Source organism: Streptomyces coryli, from assembly GCF_011044975.1.
GTDB lineage: Bacteria > Actinomycetota > Actinomycetes > Streptomycetales > Streptomycetaceae > Streptomyces > Streptomyces coryli.
The window spans coordinates 30,749-48,475 of record NZ_JAAKZV010000006.1 but is presented as its reverse complement, the minus strand read 5'-3'; the positions used below and the strand labels follow the sequence as shown (position 1 = coordinate 48,475).

Genomic DNA, 17,727 nt, shown 5'->3' with positions numbered 1-17,727 from the left:
TCAGGCGTCCGGGTGGCCGGGCTGCTCGGGGAAGAAGGGCAGCCCGGCCCCCGGAACGAGCTCCTCCTCGAGGAGCTCTTCGGCGGGCACCAGGGAGGCGCTGCCGTCCCCCACCGGCACGACACCGAGCTCGAGCAGCTCGGACATGGCGGCGCTGCCCGCCATGTCGCGGACCTGCAGCTGATAACGAGCGGTGGTGCGATACGTACCGCCGGCGTCGTCCGAGGTGCGCTGGAGGAAGCCGGAGTCGGTGAGGAAGGCGACGGCCTTGCCGATGATGCCGGTGGTGGAGCCGGCCAGCCGGCGGGCGTCCTTGGTGGCGCCGGTGGCGCTGCGCCGCGCGTACACCCGCCAGGCCGCTTCCAGCCCGGGCGCGTCGGAGGCCGGGTCGGTGTTCTCGCCCGCGGCGTCGGCGCGCTCCTCCAGCCGGCGGCAGGCCTGGCGGACGAAGGCGTCCACGCCGTTGACGGTGATCCGGCCGATGTAGCCGTCGTCGGCGAGGTCCTCGGGGCGCGGGAACGCCATCGCGGCGACGGCGAGATGGGCGAGCCCGTGCAGAAAGCGGTCGGAGGCGTCGGTGCTGGCGCGGCGGGCGTAGTCGCCCATCCGTACCGCGAAGACGGAGTCCTCGGCGGCGGTCACGGCCATTCCGGCGCGGGTGGAGACCTCCAGCACGATCAGGCCGAGGCCGCTGGCGACGGCGTCGGCGAGGCGCGCGAAAGCGGGCTCGTCGCGATAGCGGCGCAGCAGCTCGGCGTACTCCAGGTCGCGGGCCGGGAGCAGCTTCGGCTGCAGGCCGAAGGCGACGAGCCGGGCCGCGTCGGCGGTGTCGGCCGGGGTGATCGGGTGCGCACCCGTCCCTGATCCGTCCGCGGACTGCTGCTCGGTGGTGGTCATGTCGGACATCTCAGCTCGCCTCCGCGCGGTCCGCGGCCATCCCGGCCGCGTCGAGCCCTGCGGTGCCGACGATCAGGTCGGCGCCACCGAACTCGGGGTCGTCCAGCTCCGTGCCGTCGTCGACGGCGAAGAGCAGCCGCTGCTCGCCCTGCCGGTACGCCGAGCCGACGGGCGGCGAGGCGGCGTGCACGGACAGCAGCGCGATCAGATACGGCAGCGAGGGGTCGCGGCGGCGCGCCTCGGCGAGCAGCCCGGACAGCCGCCGCGGGGCGTCGACGGGCAGATCGAGCAGCTCCATCGCCGAGGCGAGCTGCTCCTCGCTGAAGCGGCTGTCGTCCGGGGTTTCGATGAGATCCGGCTCCGGCATCTCCGAGCCCAGGTGATCGCGCTCCACGGGCGGCGTGAACAGCAGCTCGACCAGGTCGCCCATCCGCGGCGTGTGCGGGGTGCGCAGCCCGGTGCCGTGCGCGAACCAGGCGTCGGTCACCCGCGTGGCATCGCCGACCGGCAGCGGCAGCACGGGCGCCAGCAGCTGCCCGTAGAGATCGACGCCCGAGTGCGCCCGGGGCGGCGCGAAGGCCTGCCGGTCCTGCTCGGCGCGGAACAGCGGGCCCGCGTCCAGCAGCCGCGACTGCAGCTGGGTGTGGCGGCGGATGCAGTCCTTCACGATGTCGACGAGCTCGGCGGCGCGGCGCTTGTGCTCCGGGTCCTCGGCCTCGTCGCGGGAGCGGCGGATGTTGGTGAGGATCGCGTTCTCGTGGCGATAGCGGTCCGCGACGTGCTCGAGGGCCTCGTTGATCATGTCGGGGACGGTGCGCAGCCAGTCGACCGCGCGGACATTCCTGCGGGTGGCCTCGAGCGCCTTGCGGAGCGTCTCCGCGTACTGCACCGTCCGGTAGCGCGCCTGCTCGGCGGCGAGCTGGGCGTCGGCGAGGCGGCCGCGCTGGATCAGCACCTCGAGCTTCACCTCGGCGGCGATCTGCGCGCTGGTGACGTCGGTGTCGAGGGCGCCGACCAGGACATTGACGGCCTCGTCGGTGGTACGCAGATAGACGGCGCCGCCGGGTCCCGGGACCTCCTCGACGAGCTTGAAGTCGTAGTCCCGGCGGACATACTCGCCGTCGACGCCGAAAGTGCCGTAAACGGCGCGGAAGCCGCGGTCGACGCTGCCGACATTGATCAGGTTGTCCAGCACCCAGCGCGCCACCCGCTCATGCTCGGCGGCCGGGCGGTGCGGGGCCTGCGCGGCGGCGCGCGGCAGCAACTTGCTGATGACCTGCTCGTGATCGGCGCCGGTGTCGAAGTCCATCTGCAGCGTGACCAGGTCGATGGCGGAGAGCGCCACCTCGGCCATGGCATAGATGCCGTACTCCCCCGCGAGATTGGCCTTGCGGGTGTCGAGGTCGTGCAGCGGGGCGGTGCAGGCGAGCGCACGCAGCCGCCGCGCCAGGCCCTCGTCGGCGGCCGGTCCCCTGGCCGGGGAGGGCGGCGCGACGGAGGCCGGCGGCTGCGGGTCGGCTGCGCCGATGGCTGGTGCGGTCACGACGGACAGATTAGGCGGTGCCACCGACAATGGCCGAAATGACCCAGCGCGCGCACGGTGCTACGGCGTGCCGTAGCCTCCGCCGCCCGGCGTCTCGATCACCAGCACGTCTCCGGCCCCGGCCTCCTGCGTGTCGCTCCCCTCCAGCGCGCTGACCGAGCCGTCCGCCCGCTCGATCGCGTTACGGCCCAGGGCGCCGGGCGCGCCGCCCGCCATGCCGTACGGGGGCACCCGCCGGTGGCCGGACAGCAGCGTCACCGTCATCGGCTCCAGGAAGCGCAGCCGGCGCACCACGCCGCAGCCGCCGCGCCAGCGGCCGGCGCCGCCGCTGCCGTCGCGGACCGCGAACTCCTCCACCCGCACCGGATAGCGCCACTCCAGGACCTCGGGGTCGGTCAGCCGCGAGTTCGTCATATGGGTCTGCACCGCGTCCACGCCCGCGAAGCCGTCGCCGGCTCCCGAGCCGCTGGCCACCGTCTCGTAGTACTGGGCGCGGTCGTTGCCGAAGGTGAGGTTGTTCATCGTGCCGGACCCCTCGGCCTGCACGCCGAGCGCCGCGTACAGCGCGCCGGTCACCGCCTGCGAGGTCTCCACGTTTCCCGCCACCGTCGCCGCCGGGTAGGCAGGCGCCAGCATCGAGCCCTCCGGGATGCGCACTTCGAGGGGCTTCAGGCAGCCGCTGTTGAGCGGGATGTCGTCGGCGATCAGGGTGCGGAAGACGTACAGCACCGCCGCCATCACCACCGAGCTCGGCGCGTTGACGTTCCCCGGCTGCTCCGCCGACGTGCCCGCGAAGTCCAGCACCGCGCTGCGGGTCGCCTTGTCGACATGCAGCGCGACCTCGATGACCGCCCCGCCGTCCGTCTCGTAGCGGTACGAGCCGTCCTCGAGCCCGGCGACGATGCGGCGCACGGACTCCTCCGCGTTGTCCTGCACGTGCCCCATGTACGCCTGCACCACGTCCAGGCCGAACTGCGTGATCATCTTGCGCAGTTCCCGGATGCCCTTCTCGTTCGCCGCGATCTGCGCCCGCAGGTCCGCGATGTTGGCGTCAGGCGCGCGCGAGGGATACGGCCCGGAGCCGAGCAGCTCGCGGGTCTCCGCCTCCCGCAACTGCCCGTCGCGCACCAGCAGCCAGTTGTCGAAGAGGATGCCCTCCTCGTGGATCGTCCGGCTGAAGGCGGGCATCGACCCCGGCGTGATGCCGCCGATCTCGGCGTGGTGGCCGCGGGAGGCGACCAGGAAGAGCAACTCGTCGCCGGATTCGTCGAATACGGGGGTCACCACCGTCACATCCGGCAGATGCGTGCCCCCGTGATACGGGTCGTTGATCGCGTACACATCCCCGGGCCGCATCGTGCCCTCATTGCGCCGCAGCACCTCCTTGATGGACTCCCCCATCGACCCGAGGTGCACCGGGATGTGCGGCGCGTTCGCGATCAGATTCCCGTCCGCGTCGAACAGCGCGCAGCTGAAGTCCAGCCGCTCCTTGATGTTGACCGAGTGCGCGGTGTTCTCCAGCCGCAGGCCCATCTGTTCGGCGATGGCCATGAAGAGGCTGTTGAAGACCTCCAGCATCACCGGGTCGACGTCGGTGCCCACCGCCACCCGCTCCGGCCGCGGCGTCACGCGCTCGAGCAGCAGATGGCCGCCCTCATCGGCCGCCGCCGCCCAGCCCGGGTCGACGACCGTCGTGGCGTCGGCCTCCGCGATGATCGCCGGTCCGGTCACGGCGTCGCCGGGGCGCAGGTCCGTACGCTCAAACAGATCGGCGTCCTGCCAGCGCCCCTCGGTGAAGATCCGCACCCGGTCCGCCGGCCGCAACGCGCCCTCCCGGCGCTCCGGCGCGTCGATCCCGAAGCCCGCCTCCGGCTCCGCCGACGACGCCTCCACCGACACCGCCTCCGCGATCAGCGGCTTGTCCATCGTGAAGGCGTACCGCTCGCGGTGCACCCGCGCGAACTCCGCCGCCATGTCCGCCGCTTCCCCCAGCGGCACCGGAATGCTCGAGTCCGTGCCGGCGTACCGCAGATGCACCCGCGCCGCCGTCGACACCGCCGCGTCCGGAATCCCGTCGGCGCGCAGCTCCTCGCGGGTGATCCCGGCCAGCTCCTCCGCCACCCCGCGGATCCGGTCCATAGCGGCAGCGCCCAGCTCCACCTCCACCGACCGCTCCCGGATCGCCGTGGCCGCCGCCACCCCGATCCCGTACGCGGACAGCACGCCCGCAAAAGGCGGCACGATCACCGTGTTGATCCCCAGCGCGTCGGCGACCGCGCAGGCATGCTGCCCGCCGGCCCCGCCGAAGCTGGTCAGCGCATACCGGGTGACGTCATGGCCGCGCTGCACCGAGATCTTCTTCACCGCGTTGGCCATGTTGAGCACCGCGATCTCGGTGAAGCCCGCCGCCACCTCCTCGGGGGTGCGCCGGTCGCCGACCGCGGCCGCCGCCTCGTCCGCCAGCGCGGCGAACGTCTCCCGCACCGCCGCCGCGTCCAGCGGCTGGTCGCCGCCGGGGCCGAACACCGAGGGAAAGTGCGCGGGTTGTACGCGGCCGAGCATCACGTTCGCGTCCGTGACCGTCAGCGGTCCCCCGCGGCGGTAGCAGACGGGGCCCGGCACCGCCCCCGCCGAGTCGGGGCCGACCCGGTAGCGGCGGCCGTCGAAGTGCAGCACCGAGCCGCCGCCGGCGGCGACCGTGTGGATGGACATCATCGGCGCCCGCATCCGCACGCCCGCGACCTCGGTGCCGAAGTCCCGCTCGTACTCGCCCGCGTAGTGCGACACGTCCGTGGACGTACCGCCCATGTCGAAGCCGATGACGCGCTCGTGGCCGGCCTCTCCCGACGCGCGCACCATCCCGACGACGCCGCCCGCGGGTCCGGACAGCACGGCGTCCTTGCCCCGGAAGTGCGCCGCCTCCCGCAGCCCGCCGCTGGACTGCATGAACATCAGCCGGATGCCCTGCAGTTCACTTGCGACCTCGTCCACGTACCGGTGCAGGATCGGCGACAAATAGGCGTCCACGACGGTCGTGTCGCCGCGCGGCACCAGCTTCATCAGCGGGCTGACCTCATGCGAACAGCTGACCTGCGTAAAGCCGGCCTCCCTGGCCAGCTCGGCGGCCGCGCGCTCGTGCGCCGGATGGCGATAGCCGTGCATAAAGACGATCGCGGCGCTGCGGATGCCGTCCCTGTAGGCGGCTTGCAGCTGCTCCCGCACCGGCTCCGCCGCGAAGTCCCGGACCGTCTCGCCGTGCGCACCGATCCGCTCGGGCACCTCGATGACGCGGTCGTAGAGCGCCTCGGGCAGCACGATGTGCCGGTCGAAGAGCCGGGGCCGGTTCTGGTACGCGATGCGCAGCGCGTCGCGGAAGCCCTCGGTGATCACCAGCGCGGTGGGCTCGCCCTTGCGCTCCAGCAGCGCGTTCGTGGCGACGGTCGTGCCCATCTTGACCACGGAGATACGGTCCGCCGGCACCGGCTCCTCGAGCCCGAGCCCCAGCGTCAGGCGGATGCCCGCGACGGCCGCGTCGCGATACCGCTCCGGGTCGTGCGACAGCAGCTTCCGCGCGACCAGGCGGCCGTCAGGCCGCTTGCCCACGACGTCGGTGAAGGTGCCGCCACGGTCGATCCAGAACTCCCAGCGCTCCGTCATGCCGCCATTCTGGCAGCGGGCGCCGACAGCGCCGCCAGGGTGGCCCCGCGGGCCCGTTCCTCCAGCTCGTGCTCGCGTCGCAGCAGCCAGTACCTGCTCTCCGCGACGGCGAGACCGAGCAGCCCGGGCAGCAGATCCGTACACCGCTGCGCCACCCAGCGGGTGCCCTCGAAGGCCAGCCACCGCGCACCGTCCAGCACGGACGGCGCGGGCGTCTCGGGATCCGCGCCCGGCGGCGCCCCGGCGGCAAGACCGGCGCCCACCAACTCGGCATGGAAGGCACGCGCCAGGACCCGATGGCCGAGCTCGCTCGGATGCAGCCGGTCCACGCTCCGGGCGCCGCGCTCCGCCGTGCAGGGATGCACGGCGAGGTGCAGATGCAGCGCGTCGTAGCGCTCGGACAGGGCGTGCACCGCCGTGTTCACCGCGTCCATGCGCCGGGCGAGCGGGCGCGCCAGCGGCCACGGCAGGCCGAGCGCGCGGCCCGCGTCGGGCAGGCACGCGGTCAGCAGCCGCGCGCCGGACTCCGTCAGGGCGCCCATGGTGTGGTCGAGCGCGGCCACGGTGCGGTGGATGTCGAAGCCGGCCCGCAGCGTGTCGTTGCCGCCGGCCATCACCGAGGCCAGCTGCGGGCGTTCGGCCAGCGCGGCCGGCAGCTGCCGGTACGCCACGTCCGTACTGAGCGCGCCGCTGCGGGCCACTTTGATCACCCGCACCGGCCGGTCCGCGGCCAGCGCCCCGGCGAGCAGCTCGCACCAGCCGCGCCAGCCGCCGCCGGGCGCCGGATCGCCCACGCCCTCGGAGAGCGAGTCGCCGAGCACGGCGAACCGCAGCTCGGCACTCACGCCGCACCCTCGAGCACCGCGGGCCGGGTGCGCGGCCGCGCGCCGTGCGCGGCCAGGAAGGCGTCGACCGCCGCCGGCCACCCATAGCCCTCCGCCCGGTTACGGGCCGTGCCCCGCCGCTCCGCCTCGGGCCGGGCGAGCAGCCGCTCCACCCCGTCCGCGAACGCCGCTCCGCTGTCCGCCACCGCCTCGCCGCCCTCGCCGACCACCGCGGGCAGCGCCGAGCTCTCGCTCGCCACCACAGGGGTGCCCGACGCGAGCGCCTCCAGCGCGGCCAGGCCGAAGGTCTCCACCGGCCCGGGCGCGAGCACCACATCGGCGCTCGCCTGGTGCACGGCGAGCTCGCTGCCGCGCAGGTGGCCGAGGAACCGCACCGGTAGTCCCTCGGCCACCGCGCGCCGCTCCAGGCGGTCGCGCAGCGGGCCGTCGCCGGCGATCAGCAGCCGCGCGGCGACCCCGCGGCGGCGCAGCTCGGCGAGCGTCTCCAGCGCCCGCGCGGGGCGCTTCTCCGGCGACAGCCGGGAGCACATGAGCAGCAGCAGCTCGCCCTCGGCGGCATACAGCGCCCGCAACTCACCGCTGCGCCGCGCCGGATGCCGCCGCGCCAGATCCACGCCCAGCGGTGCCCGTACGACATTGCGCGCTCCGATCCGCTCGAACTCCCGCGCCGCCCAGTCCGTCGTGCACACCACCTTGCGGAAGGCGTGCGCGGTGCGCCGGTTGAGCGAGTCGGCGGCCCGCTCGGCGGCGGCGCGCGGCACGCCCCAGGTCCGCAGCACGCCGTCGACGCTCTCGTGCGACACCATCACCGACGGCACCCGCGCGCGCCGGGCCCACTCCCCCGTCCATCGCAGGGTGGTGCGGTCGGAGACCTCGAGCCGGTCGGGGCCGAGCTCCTCCAGCAGCCGCCCCACCTTGCGCCGGTCGGCCAGCACTCGGTAGCCGCCGGTGCCGGGCAGCAGCGGCCCCGGGAGGGTGATCACCCGCCCCTGCGGGGTCTGCTCGTCGCCCGCGTACTCGCCGGGCAGCACCAGCACCGGCTCGTGCCCGGCCTCCCGGTAGCCGGCGCCGAGCTCGCGCAGCGCGGTGCGCAGGCCGCCAGAAGTGGGCGCTATGAAGTTCGCGACGCGAACAATCCGCAGCGCGCTATTAGCCGTCTCCATGGTGTTCATACCGCCACCGCCTCCCGGCCGGCGCGCACGCCGGCGTAGTGCCCGAGCAGTTCATCGCCGATCGCCTCCCAGGTACGGCCCGCCACCGCGGCCCGCGCCTCCCGCCCGAACTCGGCGCGCAGCAGCGGGTCCTGCGCGAGTCCGTCGACGGCGTCCCGGACAGCCATCGCGTCCAGCGGCGGCACCAGATACCCGGTCTTCCCGTGCGCGACGAGATCGAGCGGACCCCCCGCGGCCGGCGCCACCACGGGCACCCCGCTGGCCATCGCCTCCTGGACGGTCTGGCAGAAGGTCTCGTACGGGCCGGTGTGCACGAAGACGTCCAGGGAGGCGAAGATCTTCGCCAGCTCCATCCCCGAGCGGGCGCCCATGAAGTGCGCCTCGGGCAGCGCGTCGCGCAGCTGGGCGGCGCTCGGCCCGTCGCCGACGACCACCACCTGCACGCCGGGCAGCTGCTGCGTGGCGGCGAGCAGCGCCACATGCTTCTCGGGCGCCAGCCGTCCCACGTACCCGACGAGCACCTTGGCGCCGTCGAGCAGCTTCCGGCGCAGCGCCTCGTCGCGCCGCAGCGGGTGGAAGCGCAGCGAGTCGACGCCGCGCGGCCAGAGCCGGACCCGGGGCACGCCGTGCCCGGCGAGCTGGCTCAGCGCCGCCGTCGACGGGGCCAGGGTGAGGTCGGCGGCGGAGTGCAGCTGCCGGATCCGGCGCCAGGCGAGCGCCTCACCGGCGCCCATGTAGGTACGGGCGTAGGAGCCGAGGTCGGTCTGGTAGACCGCGACCGACGGGATGCCGAGCTTGGCGGCGGCCGCGACGCCGCGGCCCCCGAGGACGAAGGGGCTGGCGAGGTGGACGAGTTCGCTGCCGTGCGCGGCCAGCTCCGCCGCGAGCCGGCGGCTGGGCAGGGCGAGGCGCACCTGGCGGTAGCCCGGCAGCGGAACGGCGCGCAGCCGTACGACACGGCAGGGGGTCTCGGCGGCGGTGGAGTCGTCGGTTGCGGCCGGGGCCGCGACGAGGACGTCGTGCCCGCGCCGGACGAGGTGCCGGGCGGTGTGCATGGCGCAGTTGGCCACGCCGTTGACGTCGGGCGGGAAGGATTCGGTGACGATCGCGACACGCATACCGCTGTTCTCGCCGAACAGACGGTTCCCCGGGGGTCGCGAAGCTGACCCTCCGGGGAACACCCCATGAGCATTTGGGTGCCGCGGTGCGCGCCCGCGTGCGCCCCGGCGTTCAGCCGGCCGCGCTACCCGCCGCCCCGTCGGGCGTGATGCGGGTCCGGACGACGTCCTGAACGCCGTCCTCCTCGGCCGGATCGGCGGCCAGCCGGCGCAGCTGCGCGACGACGCGGGCGTCGGCGGTCTCGGCATGCCGGGCGGCGATCTCCCGGGTGGATTCCTCGCAGTCCCACAGGCACTCGACGGCGAAGCCGGTGGCGAAGGACGGGTCGGTGGCGGCGAGCGCCCTGGCGGCGTGGCCGCGCAGCTGGGAGGAGGTGGTCTCGCGATAAATGTGCCGCAGCACCGGGGCGGCGTCGGCCACCCGCAGCCGCCCGGCGCCCTCGGTGAGCGCCCAGAGGGCATCGGCGTCCGGGCCCTGGTCGCGGATGGTGCGCAGCAGCGCGGCCCGTACGGCGGGGGCATCAGCCGCGGCGCCGCGGCAGGCCAACATGACGGCGGCGGTGGTGCCGAGGTCGTCGGCGCGGCCCGCCCAGGCCCTGGCGCGGTCCAGGGCGGCGGTGGAACACATCCGGGCAAAAGCGGCGAGGGCCGCATGGGCCACCGCCTCCGAGCCCGATGCGGTGGCGGCTTCGATGAGGTCGAGGGCGTCCGGATCCCCGGCGGACGCGAGATGCACGATCGCGGCCGCGCGGGCCCCGGCGGAGCCGTGCAGGGCCGTGGCGAGAAGCTCCGGGCGGTCCTCGGGGTCGGCCACGGCGGCCAGGCAGCGGGCGGCGGCGGCGAAGTGGCGTTGCTGCCCGCCCTCCTCGCCGGTGGCGTCGTGGGCCTCGTCGGCCCACGCCAGCACGGCGCCGACGGACCAGTCGGGGCGGGGGCCGCGCGAGTTCAGCTGCCGCTGCCAGCGGTCGAAGCTGCGCCGCTCCTGCGCGGCGCGCACCCGCGGGCCGTACACGGGGTCATCGGCCCACAGCATCCAGGGCCGGGGTTCGAAGGCTTCCTTGACCGCTTCGGCGAGGGCCTTGTCGCCCTCCTCGGTCTCCGGGAAGCGGCCGAGCACGGCGGGGGCCAGCGCCCGCAGCGAGGCGTCGTCGTCGCGCAGCGCCAGCTCATCGAGGGCCCACTGCCAGCAGCCGCCGGCGGCTGCGTACCGGCGCAGCAGCACGAGGGCGTCCGTACGGTCATATCCGGCCAGGTGGCCGAGCACCGCAAGGGCCAGACCGCAGCGCTGCTCATCAGGGGCGATCAGGTCGTCCGCCGCGAAGAGGTGCTCCTCGACGGGACCGAGCCCGGCGTCGAGCTCGAGACAGAGGCGGGCGTAGTAGAGCGATCGGTTCTCGACCTGCCAGTCACGCCGCGGATCGCTGCACACGCAGTGGTACAGCGCATCGAGGGCCTCGGCCCGCGGTGCGGCGAGCGCGTGCAGGGTCCCGTCACCGCGGCCCCGCTGCAGGAGGCCGAGGAGCGTGCCACTGGGCGCCGCACCAGCTATGAATCGCTCGAACATGACGTCAGCATCCGGTGTGGGGGGTCTGCTGGCAACGGAATTTCCGTGGAATCAGGGGCGAGCTGGTCATCCCAGGCGCCCGACGGGCAGCGTACATGGAGGCTCGTATTCCGCCGTCCTGGGTGGCCTAAACGTAGCTCCTTGGGCATATGCCAGCGGCACCATCAGTCCGAGTATTGCGAAATGGCTTACGGGCCGCCCCGGCCTGTGCAACAGTCATAGCGGCCCTTCGACAGACACCGGAGTGCGCTCATGCCGTCCCATCTCTCCGCGGACCGCCCCGCGGCCCGGCCCCCCGGGCGCAGCACGGTGGACGCTCTGATCTCCCAGCTGCGCCGCTTACGCACCGGCGTGGACTCCGTGCGCCGGGAGACCTTCGCCGAGGACTCCGGAGAAGGAGCAGGCGACCCGCAGTCCCGCTGGCAGCGCGCGCTGTGCGATCTCGCCGCGCATCAGCTCGACGACCTCGGCACCCAGCTGGGCCAGCTGCGCGAGGGCCTGCCCGCGGACTCGTACGCACCGGAGGACCAGGGGGCCGGGCAGACGCTGCCCGCCGCCCCCGCCGTATCACCGGAGAGCGTCGGCGGCCGGGTCGGCAGCGCGGAGTGGGATCTGCGCCGGGACACCATCGACTGGTCGGGGGAGCTCTACGAGATCTTCGGCCGCGACCCGGGCGAAGGACCGCTCTCCCTCGACGAACTGCCTTCCTGGATCCATTCGGAGGATCAGCGCCGGCTGGCCGGGATGGTCACCGACTGCCTGGTGGACGGCAAGACGATCGACGGAGAGTTCCGCATCGTGCGCCCGGACGGCGAGGAGCGCACGCTGCACATGGTGGGCGAGCCCGTGCTCGACGCCGTCGGCGGCACCATTTCGATGTGGGCGGTGCTGCGCGACGTCAGCGAGCTGCGCCGCACGGAAAAGGCGCTCAGCGAGACCCGTGACTCACTGCAGCGCCAGCGGCACATCGCGCGGACCGAGCACCGGCTTGCGGTCGAGCTGCAGGAGGCCGTGCTGCCGCCGTGGCGCGGCTCCCTGCGGTTCCCGCCCGGCAGATCCGAGGGGCTCGACCTCGGCGCGCACTATTTCCCGGCCGCGGCCGGCGACCTGGTGGGCGGCGACTGGTACGACGCGCTGGCGCTGCCCGACGGGTCCACGTTCCTGAGCGTCGGCGACCTCGCGGGGCACGGCGTCGTCGCCACCTCCGGGATGGCGATGCTGCTCGGCGCCGTGCGCGGCATGGCGATGACCGGCCTGCCCCCCGCGCCACTGCTGGGCCATCTCAACGAGCTGCTGGAGAACTCCCAGCACCCGGCCGTCGGCAGCACCCTCTGCTGCCGCTACGAACCGGTCGCCCGCCGCCTCGAGTGGGCTCAGGCCGGTCATCCGCCCCCGCTCCTCTTCCGAGGAGGAGAGGGCCGGGCGCTCGCCACCCCCCGTGGCGTCCTCCTCGGCGCGGCCGGGACCGGGGATTACGGCCAGCAGACCGAGCAACTGCTGCCGGGCGATGTGCTGTTGCTGCACACCGACGGGCTCGCACCTGCCGATGGGCAGGAGCGGCTGCTGGCCCTGGCCGGCCGGTTCGCGGCCGCGGGCAGCGCGCAGACGCTGCTGCGCGCCGCGATCGAGGAGTTCGGCGGTGACGAACGCGAGGACGACGCCTGCGTGCTGGTCGCGCGCGTGAGCTGACGCGTCCTCGCTCCCTCTCTTGCAAACCACCCGTTCTGGTCAGGCCCGGGCGGCTCCCTTCGGCGCGCGCGGCAGCGCCAGCTTGATCTCCTCGCGGAGGTCGTGCACCTTCGGGTAGCCCGAATACTGGCCCGTCAGCCGGTACATCTCGCGGAGCCGGTCCCAGGTGCGGTGCGAGGAGGTCTCGCCGATGCTGACGAGCGCCAGGCGGGCGTAGCGGTCCGCCTGCTCGGGGTCGTCGGCGATGAAGCACGCGGAGGCCAGCGAGATGTAGTCCATGATCTGGGACCGCTGGCGGCCGTTCTGCCGCAGCTCGAGGGCCTTCTTGGCATGCTCCTGCGCCAGCCGCGCCGCGTCCGGTTCGTGGTCGGCGAGGGTACGGAACGCCAGCGCCTGCATGCCGTGCATATCCGCCTCGTCGAACAGCTGCATCCAACTCGGCGGCGGCACATCGCTCTTGTCCGAGACGAAGAGGTCCTCCGCCTCGCCGAGGGTGCGACGCATCGCCCGGCCGCGACCCTGCGCCGCCAGCGCCCACGCCTCGATGGTGTGGAGCATGGCGCGGGTGCGCGGCAGCGTGCGGTTGCCCGAGCCGGAGTTGGCGAGCTTCATCAGGTCCAGGGCGTCGTCCGGACGTCCCAGGTGGATCATCTGGCGGGCGGCCCGGGACAGCGCCTCCCCGGCCCGCGGCCGGTCACCGCCTTCGCGAGCGGCGTGCGTGGCGATGACGAAATACTTCTGGGCGGTGGGCTCGAGGCCCACGTCGTGCGACATCCACCCGGCGAGGACCGCCAGGTTGGCCGCCACCCCCCACAGCCGGCGCTGCAGATGGTCCGGGTGCTTGTAGGCGAGCATGCCGCCCACCTCGTTGAGCTGGCCCACGACCGCCTTGCGCTGCAGCCCGCCGCCGCGCGCCGCGTCCCACGCCCGGAACACTTCGACGGACCGCTCCAGCGCCTCGATCTCCTGGGAGCCCACCGGCGTCGCCTCGTATCTGTCGAAGGCGACCGCGTCGGCGTCGGCGCCTGCGAGGGTGGCGGAGAGCCGTGGGGGTCCGGCGGTGAGGGCTGGATCGGTGTGCAACCAGTCGTACATGGCGCTCGTTAGTGCTGAGCCTGCGGCGAGCGCGGCGCCCGCGCCCACCAGGCCGCGTCGGTTGAGCATGAGGTCCATTCCCGTGAATTCGGTGAGCACCTCGGCGGTACGTTCGGGAGCCCAAGGCAGTGCGTCAGCGGACTGCCTCTTCCCCGCGCGCCCGGCTCGCTCCAGCCCGAGATCCTCAATGGTCACGACACGGCCGAGTTGCTCGGTGAACAGGGCGGACATCACCCGCGGGACCGGATCGCGCGGGATCTCTCCCTGCTCGATCCACCGCCGTACCCGCGATGTGTCCGTCGCCAGCTGCGGAAAGCCCATGGCCGCCGCCTGCCGGTTCACCAGTCTCGCCAACTCACCTTTGGACCAGCCCGCCATGGCGAACAGGTCTGCGAGTCTGGTGTTCGGTTCCCTCTCCACGTGAAGCCCCCAGGGTTCTCGGCTGAATTGGACACTAGTCCTGCAGTAACGGTCCGGCGAGGATTCGCCATGGTTCGCCAGGGTGCGCTAGGTGGTCTGCCACCCGTGCGTGGGTGTGCTGTATGAGTGCGCCACCCGGCGAGCAGTCCAGTGGCAAATGCCCGCCGCATTCCCCAGGGTGCGGCGGGCGGGCCACGGGAGTCTTCCGTTACGGGAGCTGCCGGCCGGGGCGCGTTGCCAACCGTTCGGCGCGCGAAGGGATTCGTAACCGCCATGTACGCAGCTTCTGCTTCCGTGTCCGCCCCGCCGCACCGCCCGCTGCGGGCGCAGCCCGGCGGCGGCGCACCGTACCTAGACCCGGGCCACGCGGCCGGCGCCCACCTGTCCGGCGCGCCGCGCACCCGGCGGATTCCACCGGCGGGGCGGCTCCCGGTCAGCGGCAGGCTCGACCTCACCGGACCGCAGGGCGACCGGCTGCGCACCGCCATCGCAGCCGTGCAGCGCATCTGCCCGGACTTCAACGCCGTGCAGGTGCTGCGGCGCAGCTCCCGCTCGGTGTTACTGGTCGGCACCACAGGCCGTGCCACCGTGGTGGCCAAGTGCCTGCTCGACCGCTCCCCCGCGTGGACCGAGCGGTTCCGGCACGAAATAGCCGCCTACCGCACCTTCGTCCGGCACCGCCCGCCGGTGCGGGTGCCGCGGCTGATCGCCGCGGACCCGGAGCAGTGCGTGCTGGTCATCGAGCGGACTCCCGGCAGAGCGGCGGCGCTGCAGCGGCATCCTGTCGATCCGCCCCCGCGTGCCGACGTGCGCGCCGCGCTCGCCGCCCTCTGCCGGGTCAATATGTGGCGGCCGCCGGCCGGCGCCTTCACCGCCCCGCTCGACTACGGGGAGCGGCTGGCCCGCTTCCACGACCTCGGCCTGCTCACCGACCGCGACATGGGCGACCTGCAGACGCTGCTGCACGGCCTGGCGCACGGCCCGGGCCAGTTCTGCCACGGCGACGCGCTGCTGCCCAATGTGCTGCTGTCCCCGGGCGGCGCCGTGCTCGTCGACTGGGAGCACGCCGGCTGGTATCTGCCGGGCTATGACCTGGCCACGCTCTGGATGGCGCTGGGCGACGCCTCCGGGGTGCGCCGGCAGATCAGCCAACTGGCCCAGGCCGGCGGCCCGGCCTCGCGGGATGCCTTCCTGGTGAACCTGATGCTGGTCCTGACCCGCGAGATCCGTACATACGAGGCGGCGGTGCAGCGCGCCATGCACGCCGCGCCTGCCACCGCCCCGGCCCCTGCCGCCGGGGCGGGCCCGGCCGGCCAGCAGCAGGGTCCGCTGCCCGGTTCCGGTGAGGAACTGCGGCTGCTCCTGCGCCGCTTGCACGACGACGCCCAGATGGCGCGCAAGGCCGTGCGAGCGGCGGTCGGCACCCGCTGACGGGCCGGGTAGCAGTACGAAGCGGGCGGTGCCCGCCGAGGGGTCGGGCACCGCCTTCTTCGTGCGCCCGGACGGTTGCACGACGGTTGCGCCGAGTGGCGGCATTGGTTCACACCTCTGACGCGCCGCAGGCCGCTGACGTGCGAAGACTCGGCATTTCAAGGGTGATTGACGGATCGTCGGACAACCGATATTCCTTAGTCCCGTTACGCCCCGCAAGCACAGCCGACACGTTCCGTCACACTCCTGAGCAGTCCGCCGAGGAGGCACCCCTTGCGAGGAATCGTCCCGCCCAGTCTGCTGAGCCGCCGGAGCGCGGCCCGCGCGGCCGGCCTCGCGGCCTCCGCCGCACTGCTGCTGCCGCTGGTCTCCGCCGCCCCGCCCGCCACGGCGGGTTCGGAGTCGCCCGACAAGCTGCAACAGGCCTTCGCCGACGCCGCCGAGCGCTACCGCGTCCCGCAGAGCGTGCTGCTCGGCGTCTCCTACCTCCAGTCGCGCTGGGACGGCCACTCCGGCGCCCCGAGCGTCACCGGCGGCTACGGCCCGATGCACCTCACCGATGCCCGTACCGCGCTGAAGTCCAGTGGCGAGCACCATCACGGGGGCGAGGACGCGCGTGGCGACGACAGCCGCCCGCGGACCGTCAGGGGCAGCAGCGCCGCCGTGCCCCCGCCCGACGGCACCACCGCCGACCGGGCCGCCGCCTCCTCCGGCAAGGAGCTGCAGACCCTGAACCGCGCGGCCCGGCTCACCGGCCGCTCCGGCGCCGATCTGCGCAGCGACCCGGCGGCGAACGTCGCCGGCGGCGCCGCCCTGCTGGCGCAGCTCCAGCGCGAGTCCGGGCGCGAGCTCAGCGACCGCCCCGCCGACTGGTACGGCGCGGTGGCCCGCTACTCCGGCGCCGAAGACGCGGGCACCGCGCGGAACTTCGCCGACGACGTCTACGCGGTGATCCGCCAGGGCATGGCCCGTACCACCGACGCGGGTCAGCGCGTCGCGCTCGCGGCGGACGCCGCCGCCAACCCCAACGCCGCCCAGCTGGACACCCTCGGCCTGCGCAAGGCCGATCCGGGCGAGAGCGAGTGCCCGCCGAATCTGGCCTGCGAGTGGATCCCGGCGCCGTACGAGGAATACAAGGGCGACGACGGCGAGGACGACTACGGGAACCACGACAAGGCCGACCGCCCCAACGACCAGCCGATCCGCTACATCGTCATCCACGACACGGAGGCGAAGTACGACGGCACGGTCAACATGGTCCAGGACCCGACCTACGTCTCCTGGCAGTACACCCTGCGCTCGCGCGACGGCCATGTCGCGCAGCACGTCAAGCACAAGGACGTGGCCTGGCAGGCCGGCAACTGGCACGTCAACTCGCAGTCCATCGGCCTGGAGCACGAGGGCTTCCTGGTCAATCCGGACGCCTGGTACACGGAGGCGATGTACCGCAACTCGGCCCGCCTGGTGCGCTGGATGGCGGCCAAGTACGACATCCCGCTGGACCGCCAGCACATCCTGGGCCACGACACCGTGCCGGCCATAAACGCCGCGAAGATCCCGGGCATGCACACCGACCCGGGGCCCTACTGGGACTGGCAGCACTACTTCACGCTGCTGGGCCGCCCGTTCGTCCCCAACGCCGGCCCGAACGGCGGGATGGTGACGATCCGCCCGGACTACGACACCCACCAGCCCGAGTACACCTCGTGCGAGAAGGCCGGCGCCCACGACTGCCCGCCGCACGGCTCCGGCGCGGTCCGGCTGCACACCGAGCCGAGCGACGACGCGCCGCTGGTGAAGGACGTCGGCCTGCACCCGCCGGAGGGCAAGTCCTCCATCGGCGTCAACGACACCGGCGCCCGCGCCTCCACCGGACAGCAGTACGCGGTGGCGGAGCGGAGGGGCGACTGGACGGCGGTCTGGTATCTCGGCCAGAAGGCCTGGTTCAAGAACCCGGCCGGCGAGCCGACCGCGGTCAACGCCAAGGGGAAGGTCATCACCCCGAAGGACGGCGTGAAGGTCGAGATCTACGGGCGGGTGCTGCCGGAGAAGGAGGCGTACCCGAAGGAGGTCGAGCCGATCGAGCTGACGCCGCTGCCGTACGAGATGCCCGCCGGGCAGCGGTACGTGCTCGGCGACCGGGTGCGGTCCGAGCACTATTACGCGGAGAACTACCAGGACCCGGACAGCCAGGTGGTGCGCGGCAAGACCGTGTACTACGAGATCCAGTTCGGGCACCGGGTGGCGTATGTGAAGGCCGACCAGGTGGACGTGCGGGACTCCCGTAGCTGAGGCA

At 73.4% G+C, this 17,727-nt stretch carries 11 protein-coding genes; 3 read left to right on the top strand and 8 right to left on the bottom strand.

Annotated elements, in window-relative coordinates:
* From G5C51_RS03115 to G5C51_RS03085, 7 genes are all read right to left on the bottom strand, one after another.
* A complete protein-coding gene (locus G5C51_RS03115) occupies positions 1–906 on the bottom strand; it encodes a hypothetical protein (RefSeq protein WP_165231153.1) in 906 nt (301 codons plus the stop codon).
* A gap of 1 nt (position 907) precedes the next feature.
* Positions 908–2,440, bottom strand: coding sequence for a hypothetical protein (locus G5C51_RS03110; protein ID WP_165231150.1), 1,533 nt, complete (start codon positions 2,438–2,440; stop codon positions 908–910).
* A gap of 60 nt (positions 2,441–2,500) precedes the next feature.
* Positions 2,501–6,097 carry a hydantoinase B/oxoprolinase family protein gene (locus G5C51_RS03105; RefSeq protein ID WP_165231147.1) on the bottom strand — a complete coding sequence of 1,199 codons (3,597 nt, stop codon included), beginning with the start codon at positions 6,095–6,097 and terminating at the stop codon, positions 2,501–2,503.
* Positions 6,094–6,942 (bottom strand): SGNH/GDSL hydrolase family protein, encoded by an 849-nt coding sequence (locus tag G5C51_RS03100; RefSeq protein WP_338117994.1) that lies wholly within the window; start codon positions 6,940–6,942, stop codon positions 6,094–6,096. Before G5C51_RS03100 ends, G5C51_RS03105 begins: the two co-directional genes overlap by 4 nt.
* Positions 6,939–8,114, bottom strand: a complete 1,176-nt coding sequence (locus tag G5C51_RS03095; protein ID WP_165231143.1) for a glycosyltransferase — start codon at positions 8,112–8,114, stop codon at positions 6,939–6,941. Before G5C51_RS03095 ends, G5C51_RS03100 begins: the two co-directional genes overlap by 4 nt.
* The gene (locus G5C51_RS03090) at positions 8,111–9,232 is read right to left on the bottom strand and encodes a glycosyltransferase family 4 protein (RefSeq protein WP_165231140.1); all 1,122 of its coding nucleotides are present in this window, start codon (positions 9,230–9,232) and stop codon (positions 8,111–8,113) included. The genes G5C51_RS03095 and G5C51_RS03090 overlap by 4 nt, the downstream gene beginning before the upstream one ends.
* A gap of 112 nt (positions 9,233–9,344) precedes the next feature.
* Positions 9,345–10,796, bottom strand: coding sequence for a HEAT repeat domain-containing protein (locus G5C51_RS03085; protein WP_165231137.1), 1,452 nt, complete (start codon positions 10,794–10,796; stop codon positions 9,345–9,347).
* Between the two features lie 252 nt (positions 10,797–11,048).
* On the opposite strand from G5C51_RS03085, the gene G5C51_RS03080 reads away from it, so the two are divergent.
* Complete coding sequence (locus G5C51_RS03080; RefSeq protein WP_165231134.1) at positions 11,049–12,485, top strand: PP2C family protein-serine/threonine phosphatase; 1,437 nt, start codon at positions 11,049–11,051, stop codon at positions 12,483–12,485.
* 39 nt (positions 12,486–12,524) lie between these two features.
* On the opposite strand, the gene G5C51_RS03075 is transcribed toward G5C51_RS03080, so the two are convergent.
* A complete protein-coding gene (locus G5C51_RS03075) occupies positions 12,525–14,000 on the bottom strand; it encodes a DNA-binding protein NsdB (protein WP_165231131.1) in 1,476 nt (491 codons plus the stop codon).
* Positions 14,001–14,273: 273 nt separating this feature from the next.
* On the opposite strand from G5C51_RS03075, the gene G5C51_RS03070 reads away from it, so the two are divergent.
* The gene (locus G5C51_RS03070) at positions 14,274–15,431 is read left to right on the top strand and encodes an aminoglycoside phosphotransferase family protein (RefSeq protein ID WP_165231129.1); all 1,158 of its coding nucleotides are present in this window, start codon (positions 14,274–14,276) and stop codon (positions 15,429–15,431) included.
* Positions 15,432–15,704: 273 nt separating this feature from the next.
* Complete coding sequence (locus G5C51_RS03065; RefSeq protein WP_206313350.1) at positions 15,705–17,723, top strand: N-acetylmuramoyl-L-alanine amidase; 2,019 nt, start codon at positions 15,705–15,707, stop codon at positions 17,721–17,723.
* Positions 17,724–17,727 lie beyond the last annotated feature (4 nt).